This window comes from Mesorhizobium comanense, assembly GCF_005503535.1.
Classification (GTDB): Bacteria; Pseudomonadota; Alphaproteobacteria; order Rhizobiales; family Rhizobiaceae; genus Mesorhizobium; species Mesorhizobium comanense.
Map to the genome: position 1 here is coordinate 1 of NZ_SCNN01000016.1, position 18,666 is coordinate 18,666.

At 64.8% G+C, this 18,666-nt stretch carries 13 protein-coding genes; 2 read left to right on the forward strand and 11 right to left on the reverse strand.

Translation table 11 applies throughout. The features are described 5' to 3' along the window. Both FFS37_RS23970 and FFS37_RS23975 read right to left on the reverse strand, forming a co-directional pair. Positions 1-236, reverse strand: a 236-nt coding sequence (locus tag FFS37_RS23970; RefSeq protein WP_137933449.1) for a hypothetical protein, incomplete at its 3' end; no start/stop codon positions are given. A gap of 9 nt (positions 237-245) precedes the next feature. Next, complete coding sequence (locus tag FFS37_RS23975) at positions 246-2,036, reverse strand: ShlB/FhaC/HecB family hemolysin secretion/activation protein (RefSeq protein ID WP_232375749.1); 1,791 nt, start codon at positions 2,034-2,036, stop codon at positions 246-248. A gap of 352 nt (positions 2,037-2,388) precedes the next feature. Between FFS37_RS23975 and FFS37_RS23980 the strand changes: the two genes are divergently transcribed. Next, entirely contained in the window at positions 2,389-3,258 is an 870-nt protein-coding gene (locus tag FFS37_RS23980; protein ID WP_171026397.1) for a hypothetical protein, read from the forward strand. A 306-nt stretch (positions 3,259-3,564) separates the two neighbouring features. Next, the gene (locus FFS37_RS23985) at positions 3,565-4,431 is read left to right on the forward strand and encodes a hypothetical protein (protein ID WP_137933450.1); all 867 of its coding nucleotides are present in this window, start codon (positions 3,565-3,567) and stop codon (positions 4,429-4,431) included. A gap of 230 nt (positions 4,432-4,661) precedes the next feature. Here the strand turns inward: FFS37_RS23985 and amaB are convergent, their stop codons facing one another. The 9 genes from amaB to FFS37_RS24035 form a co-directional block, all read right to left on the reverse strand. After that, positions 4,662-6,176, reverse strand: coding sequence for an L-piperidine-6-carboxylate dehydrogenase (amaB, locus tag FFS37_RS23990; protein ID WP_137933451.1), 1,515 nt, complete (start codon positions 6,174-6,176; stop codon positions 4,662-4,664). Positions 6,177-6,351: 175 nt separating this feature from the next. Next, positions 6,352-7,626 carry an RNA polymerase sigma factor gene (locus FFS37_RS23995; RefSeq protein WP_137933452.1) on the reverse strand — a complete coding sequence of 425 codons (1,275 nt, stop codon included), beginning with the start codon at positions 7,624-7,626 and terminating at the stop codon, positions 6,352-6,354. Next, positions 7,623-7,997 (reverse strand): YciI family protein, encoded by a 375-nt coding sequence (locus tag FFS37_RS24000; RefSeq protein ID WP_137933453.1) that lies wholly within the window; start codon positions 7,995-7,997, stop codon positions 7,623-7,625. The genes FFS37_RS23995 and FFS37_RS24000 overlap by 4 nt, the downstream gene beginning before the upstream one ends. Before the next feature lie 98 nt (positions 7,998-8,095). Next, entirely contained in the window at positions 8,096-9,187 is a 1,092-nt protein-coding gene (locus tag FFS37_RS24005; RefSeq protein ID WP_137933454.1) for a DNA topoisomerase IB, read from the reverse strand. A gap of 104 nt (positions 9,188-9,291) precedes the next feature. Beyond that, positions 9,292-10,230 (reverse strand): glycosyltransferase family 2 protein, encoded by a 939-nt coding sequence (locus tag FFS37_RS24010; RefSeq protein ID WP_137933455.1) that lies wholly within the window; start codon positions 10,228-10,230, stop codon positions 9,292-9,294. Between the two features lie 150 nt (positions 10,231-10,380). Continuing rightward, the gene (locus tag FFS37_RS24015) at positions 10,381-11,265 is read right to left on the reverse strand and encodes a transglutaminase family protein (protein WP_137933456.1); all 885 of its coding nucleotides are present in this window, start codon (positions 11,263-11,265) and stop codon (positions 10,381-10,383) included. Between the two features lie 9 nt (positions 11,266-11,274). Further along, the gene (locus FFS37_RS24020; protein ID WP_137933457.1) at positions 11,275-13,686 is read right to left on the reverse strand and encodes a circularly permuted type 2 ATP-grasp protein; all 2,412 of its coding nucleotides are present in this window, start codon (positions 13,684-13,686) and stop codon (positions 11,275-11,277) included. A gap of 6 nt (positions 13,687-13,692) precedes the next feature. Next, positions 13,693-17,052 carry a transglutaminase family protein gene (locus tag FFS37_RS24025; RefSeq protein WP_137933458.1) on the reverse strand — a complete coding sequence of 1,120 codons (3,360 nt, stop codon included), beginning with the start codon at positions 17,050-17,052 and terminating at the stop codon, positions 13,693-13,695. 350 nt (positions 17,053-17,402) lie between these two features. After that, positions 17,403-18,599, reverse strand: coding sequence for an acyl-CoA dehydrogenase (locus tag FFS37_RS24035; RefSeq protein ID WP_137933459.1), 1,197 nt, complete (start codon positions 18,597-18,599; stop codon positions 17,403-17,405). Between the last annotated feature and the right edge of the window lie 67 nt (positions 18,600-18,666).

An 18,666-nucleotide genomic window follows, 5' to 3' on the forward strand; every position in this document is an offset into this window, starting at 1 on the left:
CCGATCGAGAAACTCTGCCAGTTGACGATGGCCGAATTGGTCGACTGCTTGATGTTGAGCTGCGAGGCCGACGGATTGGAGATGGTGACGCCGCCCGAAGCCACGCTGCCGCCAGTCGGCAGTTCCTGCGCCCGTGCCGAGGTGAACCCGACAAGCGCCGTCGAGGCCAGCAACAGCGCCGTCAGCGAGGCGCGGCTGCGGTTGAGATGTCGGGGAGAGAGGGCTTGGCGCGGCATGGTCACGTCTTAAAACTGAATGGCGCCGGCGAGCGAAAAGCGGTCGCTGGTCGGCAAATGGTCGTTGCGGTGCTGGCGTCCCCATTCCAGGGTCAGGCTGGTGTTGGCTGGATCGCTTGCGAGCGCGGCGCCGATCTTCAGGCCCAGCCCGTAGGAAGCGCCGGCGATGCTGGCCGACTCCAGCGCGGTCGGCATTTCGAGACGGACCTCGCCGACGGCGCCGAAGAGATAGGGCGAGAGCTGGACCACGCCGCCACTGAAAGGCGCCAGCCAGGGCGACGAAACCTCCCCGCGCAGCACATAACCGGAATCGCCCTGCAGGGCGCCGGCGTCGAAGCTCGACAGGCCGCTGGCGCCGACCAGCCCGATCTGCTCCGACTGCAGCAGCGGCTTGCCGAAGGAAGTCTGCGCGCGGGCATAGAGATCAAGGCCGAGATGAGTAGCCAGCGGCTGGCTGTAACTGGCCGAGACTTCCAGCTTCTGGAAAGCGGCGTCGGCGCCCTGCCGCGACAATGGCAACAGCGGGTTTGCGTCAGCAGCCGAACGCGCGCCGAGCCCGTCAATGCCGAAGGAGGCCTCCACATTGCCGGTGAGGACGCCGCCGAGCGGCGTGAACCAGGTGGCGTCCGTGCCGAACCGGATGATGCGCAGCCGGTCCTCGGCGATCGGCAGCGAAATCGGCGTCACCGCATTGAGGAAATCGTTCTGCGCGTCGAAGGACAATTCGCTGCTGAGCGTGAGCGCCCGGCTGCGGATCCAGGGATAGCGAAGCCGCGCCGAATAGCGCTCGAATTCGCTGCCGAAGCCGAGCGTGCCTGGTTCGGCGGTCGGATTGGCGCGCGTGCGGGTGGCTTCCAGGTTGAGCGTCAGCCCGTCATAGCCGATCGGCACGACGATGCCGGCGGCATAGTTGCGGTTGCGCGGGCCGTCGGTGAACAGCCCGCTCTCGCCGCCATTGGGATAGCCTCCGATACGCACATAGACGAGTTCGCCCAGGCCGAGCAGCGAGTTGAAATCGACACCGACGCCCGTCGACCAGCGCTGCAAAGAAGGCGAAAGCGAATTGTCCCCCGTGACCTGACCGCCAAGCGGGCGATACTTGCCGTCGATGACCAGCACGCTGGCGCCCTTTGCCGTGCCGGCCTGCAGGGTAGAGCGCAGCCTCGCGCCCGGCGTGTCGCCAGCCAGCAACAGCTTGCGCTCGATCGCCGACAGCCTGATGCCTCTTTGTCCGACGAGCGGCGCAAGCGTTGCCTCGACCCGCCCGCGTATGCGCTCGGGCAGATTGCTGGTGTCGATCCGCTCCAGATAGCCGTCGATGACGACGAGCCTCAGCCTCGCGCCATCGTTGAGCTTCTGCGCCGGCAACACGACCCGGACCAGTGCGTAGCCGGCGCGGCCATATTCGGTCTCCAGCGCCCGCGCCGCGGCGAAGATCTCCGCCGCCGTCACCGTACGATGCGCGAGCCCCGCCGCGATCCTGCGCGTTGCCTCGGCCATCTCGGGCAGGCCGCCTTCGACACTGACATCCCTGAGCTTGACCTTGAGCTTCTCGGCGCCTGGGGGCGCCTGGAGGCCCGACCCTTCGGGAATGGAAACGCCGGCCGTATCGGCCTGGGGCGGCGGCCTGAAGCTTGGCGGCGTGATCTGGCTGGCAGTCTGGGCGAAGGCGGCAGCCGGAAGTGACAGCCATATCGAAACGGCAGCCGCGCCGCGCCACCCGCCACGCGCCCCGAACCCGTGCAAAGCGGACGGGTCGTGTTTGTTTTTGCCAATCGCGTTCTTGGTTCTATACTTCACTCAATCACTCGTATTGCGATGCGGGCAAGGCTTCGCCCCCGGGCGGCCTTCGGCCGCTCGCTCTCACAGGCTTTTTCAGAATCCATTTCCGGAAAGGCTTGTCCCCGCCATTCGGATGGCGCGAAAACTATGCTTGGCCTTCATCAAGGTCAATTCAACGGAGGGATTCCGGCTTGACTATTATTGGGCGGGGTTTTCCAAGTCGTAGCAAGCAGTTAGCAAGCTGCGTCATGAACCGGTCGCTGTCGGACAGCTCTTCTCCTCGGCATTTGGTACCACTGGACACCAGTGTTGAAGGTTGAAAAATGGGAACGGGACCGCGCTGTTGGAGTTGACTCGGAAGATCGGGAGACTGGTGCTGACTTTGGAAGAAATTGCCGGCCATCCGGCCTTGCATCGCTACGTTCAGGAGCAGTCGCAGGCGCTGATCCGGATCTATGAAGAGAGCCCGCGGCTGGCGTCCATTTTTGCCACGCAACAGCGCTGGCTGATGGGCCATGTCGGCCTGGCCATGCATTTCAGGCGCGACCCCAACGACCCCCGCAAGGAAATGACGGTATCGCGGTTCATCGAGGTCGTGCACCGCAACGGCGTTGCCAGCCGCAACACCGCCGACGCCTTCATCAAGGAGATGCTGCACTACAACATCGCCGAGTATGTCGCGGGCGGCGACGGCCGCACGCACCCACTGCAGCCGACCGCGGTCACGGTGCAGACATTCACCGGCTGGGTCGTTGCCCATCTGCGGACGCTGGATCATATCGACGGCGGGGGCCGGCTGACGACATTCCTGGCGCGGCCTGAAATGCTGGGGACGCTTCAGCCTCTGGTGGCCGATGGCCTGCTGGCCTCGAAGCCGGTACGCGAGCCCAACCAGACTTTTTCCCTGTTCATCTGGCTCAACAATGGCGGCATCGTCATGGACTGGCTGATGTCGGGCATAAATCCGGATCATGCGGGCCTCGAGCGGATTCCGACCAGTGTCGTCTCGATCGGCGATTTCGCCAGGTGGCTCAAACTCTCGCGCACCCATCTCGGCCGCAAGTTGCGCGAGGCCGAGGTGCTTGGCAGCATCGGCTGGCTTGGCCAGCGTGGCCATTCGGTGATGTGGGTGTCACACAAATTCTACGAGGAATACATGACCGTCCAGGCCGCCAAGCTGGCTGTCGTCGACACTGCCTTCGCCGCCTGTTTCGAGACATCGCAGGGCGCCGCGCCTTAGAACAATCTCAGCAAGCATTCGGCCTTTTCCCCAGGACAATCGCGCCACCGCAAGAAATGGAGCGGTTGGCGTGGCGCGCGCAGTGATCAACTGCTCCGGCCAGCATCGGCGCGGAAGCAATGGTACGGCAGCGCGCAAACAGCGGGTTCCGCATAGTTGTGAAACGACCGGCCATCTGCCGGACTCTTCCACGCCGGTTGTACACATCCACGCACTATAGGCGGGCGGGTCTGGACACAGGCCCCGAACGCTGAAAATGTGCTGCCGCGTCTTGACGGCAGGAGGACTTAACTGCAGCGGGGGAAAATGGCGCTGACCTTGGAAGAAATTGCCGGCCATCCGGCACTGCATCGTTCTGTTCGCGTGCAGGCGCAGGCGATGAACCAGACGTATGAGATGAACCCGCGGCTCGCTTCGGTGTTCGCCACGCAGCAACGCTGGTTGATGGCCCATATCGGTCTCGCCCTGTATTTCAGACGCGAGCCCAATGACTATCGCAAGGAATTGACGGCGGCACGTTTCATCGACGTGATCCGCCAGAATGATGTGGCCAGCCGCAACACCGCCGACGCCTTCGTCAAGGAAATGCTGCACTACGGTTTCATCGAATATGCGCCCGTGACACAGGACGGCCGCATCCGCCCCCTGCAGCCGGCGACAGCGGCGCTGGAGCCGGTTACCCTCTGGTTGATGGCGCATCTGCACACGCTGGACAGTCTGGACGGAGCAAGCCGGTTGGCCACGTTCCTGTCACGACCGGACGCGCTGGCCATGGTGCAGCCGGGGATTGCCGATGGCCTGCTCTCGTCCAATCCGGTGCGAGAGCCCAAGAAGACCTTCTCGCTGTTCACCTGGCTCAACAATGGCGGCGTCGTCATGGACTGGCTGATAGCGAGCGTCGATCCGGATCATGCCGGGCTCGACCGAATCCAGACGGGTATCGTGTCGATCGGTGATTTCGCCAAATGGCTCAAACTGTCTCGAACCCATCTGGCGCGCAAGCTGCGCGATGCCGAAGACCTCGGCAGCATCGGTTGGCTCGGGCAACGAGGCAATTCGGTGATGTGGGTGTCGCCCGATTTCTATCAGGAATACATGTCCGCTCAGGCGGTGAAGCTGGCCATCATGGATACCGCCTTCACCGAAGCCTTCGGCTCGACGGCAGGCGGCTGACTGGCGCCAAATCCCCCGTGCGGGCGATGCAGCAAACCGTCATACCCGGTAGCCCTCCGAGAGCCGCTATCTTCGCGGCGCTGCTACGGAGAAAGCCGGATGAAGAAACGCTACGAAAAACCGACGCTGGACAGGCGTCAGAAGCTGTCCAGCGTCACGGCGGCATGCACACCCTCGACCTGTGTCAACCTGTAGGATCAATCGGCACAGGCCATAGGCAGTTGGCAGTCTCAGTCGATGTCGAACGAGACGCCCTGGGCGAGCGGCAGCGCCTTGGAGTAGTTCACCGTGTTGGTGGCGCGCCGCATATAGGCCTTCCAGGCATCGGAGCCGCTCTCGCGGCCACCGCCGGTTTCCTTTTCGCCACCGAAAGCGCCGCCGATCTCGGCTCCGGAGGTGCCGATATTGACGTTGGCGATGCCGCAGTCAGATCCATCGACACCGAGGAAGCGCTCGGATTCCTGCAGGTCGCGGGTGAAGATCGACGAGGAGAGGCCGGCGCCAACGGCATTGTGTTCGTCGAGCACGGCGTCGAAGTCGGAGTACTTCATCACATAGAGGATCGGCGCGAAGGTCTCTTCCGTCACCGGCGAAACCTGCTTGGGCATTTCGACCAGCGCCGGATGCACATAATAGGCGTCCGGATGGCCATTCTCGACCCGCGCACCTCCGGTCACCTTGCCGCCATGGGCGCTGGCTTCGTTCAGAGCCTTCTGCATGGCGTCGAAGGCGGCCTTATCGATCAGCGGCCCGACCAGCGAGGAAGTCTCCAGCGGGTTGCCGACCGAAACGCTCTGGTAGGCCTTCTTCAGGCGCGGCACCAGGGCATCATAGACGCTCTCATGCACGAACAGGCGCCGCAGCGTCGTGCAGCGCTGGCCGGCCGTGCCCATGGCCCCGAAGGCGATGGCGCGCAGCGCCATGTCGAGATCGGCCGTCGGGCACACGATGCCTGCATTGTTGCCGCCGAGCTCCAGGACGGCGCGCGCAAAACGCTTGGCGAGCCGCGGACCGACATCCCGGCCCATGCGGGTCGAGCCGGTGGCCGAGACCAGCGGCACCTTGGGATGGTCGACCAGGATTTCGCCAACGGCACGGTCGCCGATCAGCACCGGTGCCAGGCCCTGCGGCGCATCGGCGCCGAACCGCTTGACCGCGCGCTTGAAGATCGCCTCGCAGGCGAGTGCCGTGAGCGGCGTCTTTTCCGAGGGCTTCCAGACCACGGCATCGCCGCAGACCAGCGCAAGCGCCGCATTCCACGACCACACGGCGACCGGGAAGTTGAAGGCCGAGATGACACCGACGACGCCCAGCGGATGCCAGGTTTCCATCATGCGGTGGCCGGGGCGCTCGGTGGCGATGGTCAGGCCGTACAGCTGCCGGGAAAGGCCGACGGCGAAGTCGCAGATGTCGATCATTTCCTGCACTTCGCCGAGCCCCTCGGACGGGATCTTGCCGACCTCGATCGACACCAGGCGGCCGAGCTCGGCCTTGTGCGCGCGCAGTTCCTCGCCGAGCAGCCGCACCAGTTCGCCGCGCTTGGGGCCCGGCACCAGCCGCCAGGACTGGAACGCCTTGTGCGCGGCCTCGATGGTCGTGGCCGCCTCGGCGGGTGAAATCGTCTTCAGCGCCGCGATCTCTTCGCCCGTCACCGGGCTGCGCACGATCAGGTCGCCGCCGGAAAGCGCGTCCTTGGCCACGCCCAGTTTCGCCAGAAGCTCGGCCGTTTCCTTCGCTATCGTCATTTTTGTCCCTTTCGGATCCCGTCGCCTTCATGTGGCCCGGGTCCAGCCCGGCCACGCCGCCCGCATGCCGAAAGGCACTCAAGGCACAGTCATGGCGTGGCATTACTCGTTTCAGGGGAAAATCGCCACCCCGGCATGGTCCAAGCTCAAACCACACGATTGAGCCAGATGGCGCTCAGTTCGCCTTCTTCGCCGGCGCACGCACCGCGCCGTCCCTTATCAGGCGATCGATATGCATGCGGATATGGGCCGCCTCAGCCGCCGTGTTGGCAAGCGCGATGGCCCGATCGAAGGCGACACGCGCCTCCTCGCCCCGGTCAAGCTGCATCAACAGGCCGCCCTTGAGGCCGAAGAAATGAAAATAGCCGGAAAGCCGCTGTTCCAGGGGTTCGATCATGGCAAGGGCTGCTTCCGGCCCGCGCACCTTGGCGACCGCGACCGCCCGGTTGAGGGTGATGACCGGCGATGGCTGCATCTGCTCGAGCAGCCCGTAGAGAAGGTCGATCTCCACCCAGTCGGTATCCTCGGCCTTCACTGCCCGCGCGTGCAGGGCCGCGATCGCCGCCTGCACCTGATAAGGGCCTGGCTTGCGATGCCGCAGCGCCTTGTCGACCAGCGCCAGTCCCTCGTCGATCATCTTGCGGCTCCACATCGAGCGATCCTGGTCCTCGAGCAGCACGATCTCGCCATCCGCGTCGAAACGCGCCGGCGCTCGGGCATGCTGGAGCAGAAGCAGCGCCGTAAGGCCCATGATCTCGGGCTCGGTCTGGAAAAGGCGCAGCAGCAGGCGGGCCAGCCGGATCGCCTCCTCGCACAGCGGCGCGCGGGCCGGGGCCTCGCCGCTGTTGGTCGAGTAGCCTTCGTTGAAGACGAGGTAGACCATCGCCGCCACCGCCGCGAGCCGTTCGGAACGCTCGACCGCGCCCGGTGTCTCGAACGGCACGCCGGCATCGGCGATGCGCGCCTTGGCGCGGGTGATGCGTTGCTCCATCGCGCTCTCGCCGACCAGAAAGGCGCGCGCGATCTGCTTGACCGTGAGGCCGGAGACGATGCGCAGCGCGACCGCGATCTGCTGTGTCGCCGGCAGATCGGGATGGCAGCAGATGAAAAGCAGCCGCAATATGTCGTCGCGGTAATGCGCTCCGTCGAGACGCTCGGCGATGTCGCTTTCGGCGTCTTCCAGATCGGATATCTGGTCCTCTTCCGGCATCGGCGCCTGCTTGGCGCGCTTGCGCACCGCGTCGATGCCACTGTTTCGGCCGACGAAGATCAGCCAGGCCGCCGGATCGCGCGGCGGCCCGTTCTGCGGCCAGTTCTTCAGCGCCCTGAGGCACGCGTCCTGGAAGGCTTCCTCCGCCGTGTCGAGATCACGGAAATAGCGCAGCAGCGCGCCCATCGCCTGCGGACGGGCGGCGCTGATGGCGGAGCTTATCCAGGCAAGGTCGGTCATATGGCAACCTTGGTCGGATTGAACACCGAAACCGGCCGGATCTCATAGGAGCCGCCGCTCGGATTGACCTCGGAGAGCTCGCGGGCGAATTCGACGGCCTCGTCGAGATCGGCGCATTCCAGCGTGTAAAAGCCGAGGAACTGCTCCTTGGTCTCGGCGAACGGGCCATCGATGACGACCGATTCGCCCTTGACCTTGCGCAGCGTCGTCGCCGCCGTCGTCGGCAAAAGCCGCGCGACCGGGCCAAGCCGGCCGGCCTTTGCGTATTTGTCCTGGACGTTGAGGAGATTGGCCATGACCTCGTCGTCCTGCGCCTTGCTCCAGGAGCTGACGACGTCTTCAGAGGCATAGCACAGGATGGCGTAGAGCATATCAGGTCCTTTTCTGTATCAGAGGACGAAACAGTAGGACCGTTCCCGACACCACGTCGATAAAAAAATCCGATGCGGTGGGCGCCTATCGCCGCAAGTCAGGTTTCGTGCCTCTTCAACCATCGCAGCACGAGCGCTTCCTCCTCATCGAGACCCTCGATGGACCGCTTGCGCTTGTTGGCCTCGGCCATTTCGGCAAGCAACCGTCCCTGTGACCAGGCCTCGAGCACCAGCGGGTGGATATAGCATTTTCGGCAGACCGCACGTGTATTGCCCAGGCGTTCGGCGACCTTGTCGATGACGCTGTTCATCACCCGCTTTTGCTGTGCCTGGCTCTCCGGCAGTTCGGTTTGTGCAAACAGCGAGGCGGCATGGATTGTCCCGCCCCACGTGCGGAAATGCTTGGAACTGAAGGCATCACCAACGGCGTCCCGGATGTAGCCGTTGACGTCTTCGGAGCGGATCGGGCGCCTGGCGTCGTCCTCATCGAGATACTGGAAGAGTTTCTGGCCCGGCAGGTCCTGCGCGCCTCGAACGATCCCGGCAATGCGCCGGTCGACCAGCTTCAGTCTCCATTCCTTACCGGACTTGCCCCTGAAGGCGAAGCGCAGGCTCGCGCCCTTGATGTCGACATGGCGGTCCCGCAACGTCGTCAGGCCAAAACTCTTGTTATCGCGCGCATAGGCGGCGTTGCCGATGCGGATCATCGTGTTGTCGAGCAGCCAGACGACCGCGGCGACGACGCGTTCCAGCGGCAGGCCGTGACGGCGCAGGTCGCCGTCGATCCGGGCCCGAAGGGCAGGCAGGCTTTCAGCGAAAGCGACGAGGCTCGAATATTTGGCGCCGTCTCGCTCTTCGGCCCATAGTGGATGATAGCGGTATTGCTTGCGTCCCCGCTGGTCCCTTCCCGTCGCCTGGATATGCCCGTCCGCATCGGGCGAAATCCATACATCCGTCCAGGCCGGCGGAATGACGATTGCCTCGATGCGCGCCCTGGCGCTGCCGGAAACCGCTTCCCCGTCGGCTCCCTTGTAGGAAAAGCCGTTGCCCGCCCTCAGCCGGCGGATACCGGGCTCGGCATCGCTCACATAGGCCAGTCTGGCTTGCCCGGCCGCAATCCGCGTACCGTTCCTCGGCATCGCGTCGGCGGTGGACGATCGGCTGTACGACGCGCCGGATTTCTGCAGCATGACGGCTCCACGCAAAATGTCGGTAGATAAGCCGTTTGGCCGCCACAGGTTCCATGACCGGCGATGATGCGTCGCAATCCCGCCACCGAAAGATGGGATCGAAGCTAAAGGGCGCTTTGCAGTTCTATCTGTGTCGACGACAGCCGGCGCCGCACCGCGAGCTTGAGCCGGTAGCGCAGGCATCGCCAGGCCTCCGAGCGCCGCTTCGGCGCCGCCGATGCGACCGCCAGGAAGCGCGCGGCCATGTTCAGGTCGCCACGCGCATAGTGCACCCGCGCGATCTTGAGGGCGACAAGTCCCTCCCTGATCTTGAGCGACGGGACCGGGATGCCGCAGTCGGTAAGCGTGCGCAATGCCTGGCGCCACTCCAGGAAGCGTCGTACCGGATTGATCGCGAAACGGTCGTCGGAACGGGCCGGCGAAACCTCGTAGACCATGACGGGTTGTGGAATCATCGCCAGCGATGCCTTGCTCATCAGCCGGGCCCAGAACAGCGTGTCCTCGTCATAGGCAAGCCCCACCGGAAAACGCGTCTCGCCGATCAGGCGCCGGGATGCCAGCACGCTGCCCACCGCGACGGACCGTATGTCGCCTTTGACATAGGCGGAAGCGTTTGCGAGGGGCGAAGCCTGGTAGCCGTTCGGCACCTTTATCTGCCGATCTTCGCCGTTGACCCGCCGCCGGTAGGCGCCGACGATCATATCGGCTTGCGGCCGGCTCTCCGCCTGCCCCAGCAATGCACGCAATCCGCCGGGAAGATGCAGGTCGTCGGCGTCGATCAGGTACACCCAGGGGTAGAGCGCCTGCGCCAGCGCGACGTTGCGGGAACCGCCGGCGTCATGGCAATCGGCCGGCAATACCCGCAACGGCAGCGACAATTGCGACGCCGCCTTCTGTGCCACCGCCACCGTATCGTCCGTCGACGCATCGTCGATCAGCAGGACTTCGCCGATGACCTCGGCCTCGCTGGCAAGAGAAGCCAGCGTCGTCGCGACTGTTGCCGCGGCATTGTAGGCAGGAATGACGACGCTGACCGCTTTCAATTACAAAACCCCGCGCCGACGCGCCTTTGCACTACAATGATTTTCCCCTCAAAACAGATACAGATTAGCGACCGCTTCGATGTTTGAGAAGTCGCCTTCGTCCACTCAGAATTGCATTGAGGAATTGGGTCTCACGCGTTTGGCCCGCGCTCATGCCTTTTCGAGCGCGACCGGAATGACGTCCACGGCCTGCTCGCCGACCTGCCCGCCCGTGGTCTTGAGCACGCCGACGATCGGCGCCACGTCGGAATAATCGCGGCCGAAGCCGACGGTGATGTGGTCGTTGCTGGCCCGCATGCCGTTGGTCGGGTCGAATTCCTGCCAGCCGGCGTCGCGCCCGCACCATACCTTGACCCAGGCGTGCATGGCATCGGCGCCCTCCAGCCGTGGCTTGCCCTTGGGCGGGATGGTGCGCAGGAAGCCGCTGACATAGCCGGCCGGAATGCCGAGCCCGCGCAAGCCGGCGATCATGATGTGCGAAAAATCCTGGCATACGCCGCGTTTCAGCTTGAAGGCATCGCTTGCCCGGGTCCGCACCGTGGTCGCCTCGCCGTCATAGGTGAAATCGCGATGGATTCGGTTGCAAAGAGCCATCGCGGTTCCCGCGGCCGAGTTGGCAATGCTGTCCCGCGTATAGCTGGTGATCGCGGCGTCGATGCCCGCGTGGGCGCTGGCGGACAGGAAATGGTGCGGCGAGGCAGGCGCCAAGGACCGCACCGCAGCCAGTTCCTGCCTGAGCCGGTCGAGATCGGGCGACACATCGAGGCCCGGCTCCGGCCGCGACACCGAAACGCGCGCACTCATCCTGATATCGAGCGCATCGTGGGCCTCGCGAAAGGCGATCGAGGTGACGTTGTTGCCGAAGAAATCGGAAAAGTCGGACCGTTCACTGGCCGCCGGCGAGAACGACAGCGAGGCGGCGATGACGCGCTGCACGCCCCCGATGGTCGGCGGCAGCACGTGCACCTGATGGCGGCCGCCACCGGCAGCCGCAGCGTAGTCATAGTGAAGGTGAAGCCTGATGTCGTAGAGCATGCCGCGGCGTTATCCGAAATAGGCCTTGGCAAGGCTGTTGTAGAGGCCGCCGATCTCGCCGGCGAGATCGTTCAGCGCCGCAACCGTCATGTCCGCGGGCTCCTTGATGGCGATCGCGGTGTTCAGCTGCAGAATCTCCTTGGCCGCCGGCGACATATGCCCTTCGCCACCGACCGAAGGCAACAGCCCGATCTCGGCTTTCAGCCTCTCCAGCTGGAACAGGATGGAGCGCGGATTGAGCGGGTCGAGCGCCAGAAGGTCGATCACCGTGCGACGCCCGGCCTGTACCGGATACTGCCGGCGGTGGGTCATCACGCTGTCGCCGATCTCCAGCATCATGTCGAGCGCGCCATCGGGAGCCTTGGAACTGGTCAGCCGGGCAAGCGTGCGGGCGATCTGGATGCCGCGCTCCAGCCGCCGGCCGATCTCGAGGAAGCGCCAGCCGGCGAAGCGGTACATGTTCTCGTGCAGCAGGCCGGAAAACCCGGCGAGCTTGCGCAGGATGACGGTCATGGCCCGGGTCGCGTCATCTCCCGGCGCCACCGTCGTCGCGAACTGATGAATGGTCTTCGACAGGTCCTTGAGCGCCAGCCAGCCGTCCGGCGAGAAACGGTCGCGGATCTGTCCGGCGCTGTAGACCGCGCTGTCCAGCGTGCCGATCAGCCCCGACGGGATCGCCGTCTCGACATCGATGCCGAACGGCTCGAGATAGTCCCTGATGTCGGCCAGAAGCGGCATGTCGGGGTCCGACGTTTCGGCGAGCCGCACATGATAGGCCCGCAGGATGCGCACCGTGTCTTCCGAACGTTCGATGTAGCGGCCGAGCCAGGTCAGGTTTTCCGCGGCGCGGCTGGGCAGGCTGCCCGGCCTGGTGCGGCTGAAGCTGTCCCCCTCCTGCGGCAGCAGCGTTTCGCGCTCGACAGGCCGGTCGCTGACCACCCAAACGTCCGCCGCCTGGCCGCCGCGCTGCATGGCGATCGCGGTCGGGTCCAGCGAAAGGCCGACGCGGGCAAAGCCGCCCGGCATCACCGCCCAGCCATCGGGCGTGCGCGCCAGGTAGACGCGCAGGCTCGCCGGGCGGGGCTCCAGCCAGCCGCCGACGAAAACCGGCGTGGTGGAAAGCGTCACCGCCTCCTGGCCGACGAAGGCGCCGCCATCACGCTCGATGCGCGCCACCAGCTCCGCCCGTTCGCCGGCCGACAGTGTCGAGCCGAGCTTTGTCTGGCCGTCATCCTCGAAGGCGAGCCTGGTCGACAACGCCGGGCCGACCACCATGCGGTCTATATTGGCCAGCACATGGGCGCGTTCCGATTCCTGCCCGCACCACCATGTCGCGACGCTGGGCAGCTTGAGTTCCTCGCCCCACAATTCGCGGGCGATCCTGGGCAGGAAGGCGAGCAGCGCGCGGGTTTCCATCAGGCCCGACCCGAGCGCATTGACGGTCCCGACCGCGCCCTGGCGGATGGCCTCGACCAGCCCCGGCGTGCCGATCTGCGAATCCGGGCGCAATTCGAGCGGGTCGGCGAAGGCGGCATCGAGACGCCGCCACAGCACGCTGATAGGCATCAGGCCGGACACGGTGCGCACCATCAGCCTGCCGTCCGAAACGGTCAGATCCTCGCCTTCGAGCAGCATGATGCCGAGGTAACGGGCGATATAGGCATGTTCGTAATAGGTTTCGTTGAGCGGTCCGGGCGTCAGGATGGCGACGCGGCCCTCGCTCTCCCTGGCCATGCCGATCAGCGCATCCCGGAACCGGCGGAAGAAGCCGGCCAGGCGATGCACATGCATCTCGCCATAGATGTCGGACAGCGCGCGTGTCGTGGCGACCCGGTTCTCCAGAGCGAATCCGGCGCCCGACGGTGCCTGTGTCCGGTCGCCGAGCACCCACCACTGGCCATCGGGCCCGCGACCGAGTTCGAAGGCGCAGAAATGCAGGAAATGACCGCTGGCGGGCCGGGTGCCAACCACGGGCCGAAGGTACTCGGGGCTTGCGGCGATCAGGCTGGCGGGCAGAACCCCCTTTTCGATCAGGCTGTTGGGCCCATGGATATCGGCGATGATCTGCTCGAACAGTTCGGCCCGCTGGACGAGGCCCTCGCTGATCGCCTGCCACTCGCCGTCCTCGATCAGCAGGGGAATATGCGCCAGAGGCCATTCGCGCTCATTGGCGCCAGCCTTGTCATAGACCCGGTAGTAGACACCGGCGTCACGCAGATACTGGTCGGCACGGGCAAAACGCTGGCCGAGCTTCTCGGCGCCGAGATCGTCAAGAGCCTCTATGAAACGCTTCCAGACGGGGCGTGGATTGCCTGATGCGTCGACCATCTCGTCGACGGCGCCGTCGATCGGCTGGTAGTGCTCCAGCAGGCTGTGGCGCTGCGGCTTGCCGCGTACCCTTTTGTGATTCCCCTTTGCCATGGCCGATCACAGTCTTGGCGGGCGCCGAAGGTCAAGGGTCATCGGGAAATCTTCCGACGGCTGTTCCTCGCGCAACACATAGCCCGATGGCGTATGGCCGCGCGGTTCGAAGCGGGCAAGGCGCCGAGCCTCCGCCTCGTTGCCGTTGACCGGAAAAGTGTCGTAGTTGCGTCCGCCGGGGTGCGCGACGTGGTAGACGCAGCCGCCCACCGCCCGGCCGGACCAGCGGTCATAGATATCGAACACCAGCGGCGTGTTGACCGGCAGCGCCGGATGCAGGCCCGATGCCGGCTGCCAGGCCTTGAAACGCACACCGGCCACCGCGACCTCTCTGTTATCCGTGACCTTCATCGGCACGATGCGGCCGTTGCAGACTATGGCATGGCGCTCCGGGTTGAGGCCTTCGGTCTTGACCTGCAACCGCTCGACCGAGGAATCGACGAAGCGCACGGTACCGCCGATCGCGCCCTGTTCGCCCATGACATGCCAGGGCTCCAGCGCTTGCCGGAGTTCCAGCTTGATGCCGGCATGCTGAACTTCACCGCAGAAGGGAAAGCGGAATTCGAGCTGGGCGTCGAACCATTCGGGGCGAAACTCAAAACCGTTCAGCTTGAGATCATCGAGCACGTCGAGGAAATCGGCCCAGACATGGTGCGGCAGCATGAACCGGTCATGCAGCGACGTGCCCCAGCGCACAAAACGGCCATCGAGCGGGTTCTTCCAGGCGCGGGCGATGATGGCGCGCACCAGCAATTGCTGCGCGAGTGACATGCGCGCATTGGGCGGCATCTCGAAGCCGCGGAACTCGACCAGGCCGAGCCGCCCGGTCGGGCCGTCCGGGGAAAACAGCTTGTCGATGCAGATTTCCGATCGGTGCGTATTGCCGGTCACGTCGGTCAAGAGATTGCGGAACAGCCGGTCGACCAGCCAAGGCAATGGTGCATTGCCCTGGTCCGGGTGCGGCACCTGCGCCATCGCGATTTCGAGCTCGTAGAGCGAATCGTGGCGCGCCTCGTCGAAGCGCGGCGCCTGGCTGGTGGGACCGATGAACAGGCCCGAGAACAGGTAGGACAGCGAGGGATGCCGTTGCCATTGCAGCACCAGGCTCTTCAAAAGGTCCGGCCGGCGCAGAAACGGGCTGTCATTGGGAGTCGCGCCACCCACGACGACATGGTTGCCGCCGCCGGTGCCGGTGTGGCGGCCGTCGATCATGAACTTGTCGGCGCCGAGCCGGGTCAGCCGCGCTTCCTCGTAGATCGCGCTGGTCGTTGCCACACAATCCTGCCAGTTGGAAGCCGGATGAATGTTGACCTCGATGACGCCGGGATCAGGCGCGACACGGATGACGTTGAGGCGCGGATCGTGCGGCGGGCCGTAGCCCTCGATATGCACAGGCAAGCCGATTGCCTTTGCCGCGTTCTCCGCCGCCGCAACGAGTTCAAGATAGTCTTCCAACCCCTCGACCGGCGGCATGAACACACAGAGCCGCCCGTCGCGCGGCTCCACCGAAAGTGCGGTGCGCACCGCACCGCCGATCTCGGTGATCTCCTGTTCCACCCGGTCCTGCTGCGCGGTCGCGGCCGTAAACGAGGCCGCTTGCTGGCGGTGCGCCATTTCGTCGGCGCCATCCGGTTCGGTCGCAGTCGCGGCAGGTAAAATCGCTTCGCGTGCGGGCAGCGACCCGCGCGACAGCGACGGATCGACCGGCACGATGTAGGGAAACTGCGCTGGCGGCACGTAAGGCAACGTACCCAGAGGCAGACGATAGCCGACCGGTGAATCGCCCGGCACCAGGAACAGACGCCCGCGCCGCGTCTTCCACTTTTCCGACCGCCAGCGCGGGCCGGAAGCCTGGCTGTTCCAGCGCTGCACCGGCAACACATAGCCGGATGGCTTGGTCAGCCCGCGTTCGAACACGCGCGCCATGCGGCTGCGCTCTTCGGGGTCTTCGAGCTTGGAGTTGGACGGATCGACATTCTCCGGCAGCTTGCCTTCCTTGAGCAGCCATTCGGCCGGATCCTCATAGGCTTCGCTGACCATGGTCTTTTCGATACCGAGCTCGCCGGCGATCGCGGTGAGCAGGCTTTCGGCCTGCTTGGGGCCGATATCGGCCGAGCTCTTTTCGCGAGCGATCAGCGACGGATCGCTCCACACCGGCTGGCCGTCGGTGCGCCAGTAGAGCGAGAAGGTCCAGCGCGGCAGGCTTTCGCCGGGGTACCATTTGCCCTGGCCGTAGTGAAGGAAGCCGCCGGGCGCGAAACGCTCGCGCAGCCGCCGGATCAGTGCATCGGCCTTCTCGCGCTTGGTCGGCCCGACGGCGGCGGTGTTCCACTCTGCGGACTCGAAATCGTCGATCGACACGAAGGTCGGTTCCCCGCCCATGGTCAGCCGGACGTCGCCAGCCGCCAACGCCGCATCGACCTTGTTGCCGAGCGCGTCGAGCGCCTGCCAGCTTTCATCCGAGAAAGGCTTGGTGATGCGCGGATGCTCGGCGATGCGGTCGACCCGCATGTCGAAGCCGAAATCGACATTGGCGAAGCTCGCCATGCCCGAGATCGGGGCCGCATTGCGGAAATGCGGCGTGGCGGCGAGTGGCACATGGCTTTCGCCGGTCAGCAGGCCGGAAGTCGGATCGAAGCCGATCCAGCCGGCGCCGGGGATATAGACCTCACACCAGGCATGCAGGTCGGTGAAGTCGACCGAAGTGCCGGCCGGCCCGTCGAGCGAAACAAGGTCCGGCTTGAGCTGGATCAGATAGCCGGACACAAAGCGCGCCGCGATCCCGAGATTGCGCAGGATCTGCACCAGGAGCCAGCTCGAATCCCGGCACGATCCCTTGCCCGCCGCCAGCGTCTCCTCCGGCGAGAACACACCGGTCTCCATGCGAACGATATAGGCGATCTCGCGCTGCAGCCGGGCGTTGAGTTCGACGAGGAAATTGACCGTATTCTTCGGGCTGCGGTCGATTGTTTTCAGAAAAGCCTGGAGCAACGGCCCCGCCGGCTCCGGTGTCCGGTAGATGGCGAGATCGTCCCGGATCTCCTGCGGATAGTCGAATGGAAAAGTCTCGGCCGTCTCCTCGACGAAGAAATCGAACGGATTGTAGACCGTCATGTCGGCGACGAGGTCGACCTCGATCTTCAATTCCGTCACCGGTTCCGGAAAGACGAAGCGGGCGAGGAAATTGCCGTAGGGATCCTGCTGCAGATTGACGAAGTGGTTGGCCGGTTCAACCTTGAGCGAATGGCTGAGCACCTTGGTGCGGGAATGCGGCGCCGGCTGCAGCCTGATGATCTGAGGGCCGAGAACCACCGGCCGGTCATATTTGTAATGGGTCAGGTGGTAGACGGCTGCCAGAATTGCCATGGGACCCCGGGGATCGGCGTTTCAAACGAACGCTAGACCCTGCCACAGATGACGGCCGATCTCCAAGCGGATGTTGCGGTGCACCCAATCGAACGCCTTGTTTCATCTACCATGCCTTCAATACCCCGAGCAGGTCGACCCCCACTCCGTCTCGGCTTCGCCGAGCCACCTCTCCCCCGATCGACGGGGTAGAGGAAGGGCGCGAACCTATTTCAGCTGGCTTCTTTCCTCTCCCTCCGGAGGGGGGAGAGGTGGCTCGGCGAAGCCGAGACGGAGTGGGGGAAGGCGGTCCTCAATCGCGAAGCCGCGCATATTGCCTGCATGGCATTGCATGGATGGCGCTGCCCGGCTCAAAAGAAGGCCTGCAGCCCCGTCTGCGCCCGTCCCAGGATCAGCGCGTGCACGTCATGCGTGCCCTCGTAGGTGTTGACGGTCTCCAGGTTCTGCGCGTGGCGCATGACGTGGTAGCCGATCTGGATGCCGTTGCCGCCATGCATGTCGCGGGCCTGGCGGGCGATATCGAGCGCCTTGCCGCAATTGTTGCGCTTGACGATCGAGATCATCTCCGGCGCCATCTTGCCTTCGTCGAGCAGGCGCCCGACGCGCAGCGAGGCCTGCAGGCCGAGCGCGATCTCGGTCTGCATGTCGGCGAGCTTCTTCTGGAACAGCTGCGTGCCAGCCAGCGGCTTGCCGAACTGCTTGCGGTCCAGCCCATACTGGCGAGCGCGATGCCAGCAATCTTCCGCCGCGCCCATAGAACCCCAGGAAATGCCGAAACGGGCCCGGTTGAGGCAGCCGAACGGACCCTTGAGGCCGGAGACATTGGGCAGCAGCGCGTCTTCGCCCACCTCGACGCCTTCCATCACCACCTCGCCGGTGATCGAGGCGCGCAGCGACAGCTTGCCGCCGATCTTCGGTGCAGAAAGGCCCTTCATGCCCTTTTCCAGCACGAACCCGCGGATTTCGTCCTTGCCGTTCTCGCCCTTGAGCTTCGCCCAGACGACGAAGACGTCGGCGACCGGCGCATTGGAGATCCACATCTTGGAGCCGGTCAGCCTGTAGCCGTTGGCCGTCTTCTCTGCGCGTGTCTTCATGCCGCCCGGGTCGGAGCCCGCGTCCGGCTCGGTCAGGCCGAAACAGCCGATCCATTCGCCGCTGGCAAGCTTGGGCAGGTATTTGCGGCGCTGCGCATCCGAGCCGTAAGCGTAGATCGGATACATCACCAGCGACGACTGCACCGACATCATCGAGCGGTAGCCGCTGTCGACGCGCTCGACTTCCCGCGCCACCAGTCCGTAAGTCACGTAGTTCGCGCCAAGCCCGCCGAATTCCTCGGGGATGTTGATGCCGAGCAGGCCGGCTTCGCCCATCTCGCGGAAGATCGCGGTGTCGAAGGTCTCGTTGAGATAGGCGTCCTCGATGCGCGGTGCCAGCTTGTCCGCGGCAAAGGCCGCCGCCCCGTCGCGCACCATGCGCTCGTCTTCCGAAAGCTGGTCCTCGATCAGGAACGGGTCTTCCCAGACGAATGCATTCTTGTCGGCGGCCATGACTTTTCGATCCTTGCAACGGGTGAAGCCCGGCTTATCGGCCCGTGGCATCAAAAAATCAAACGAA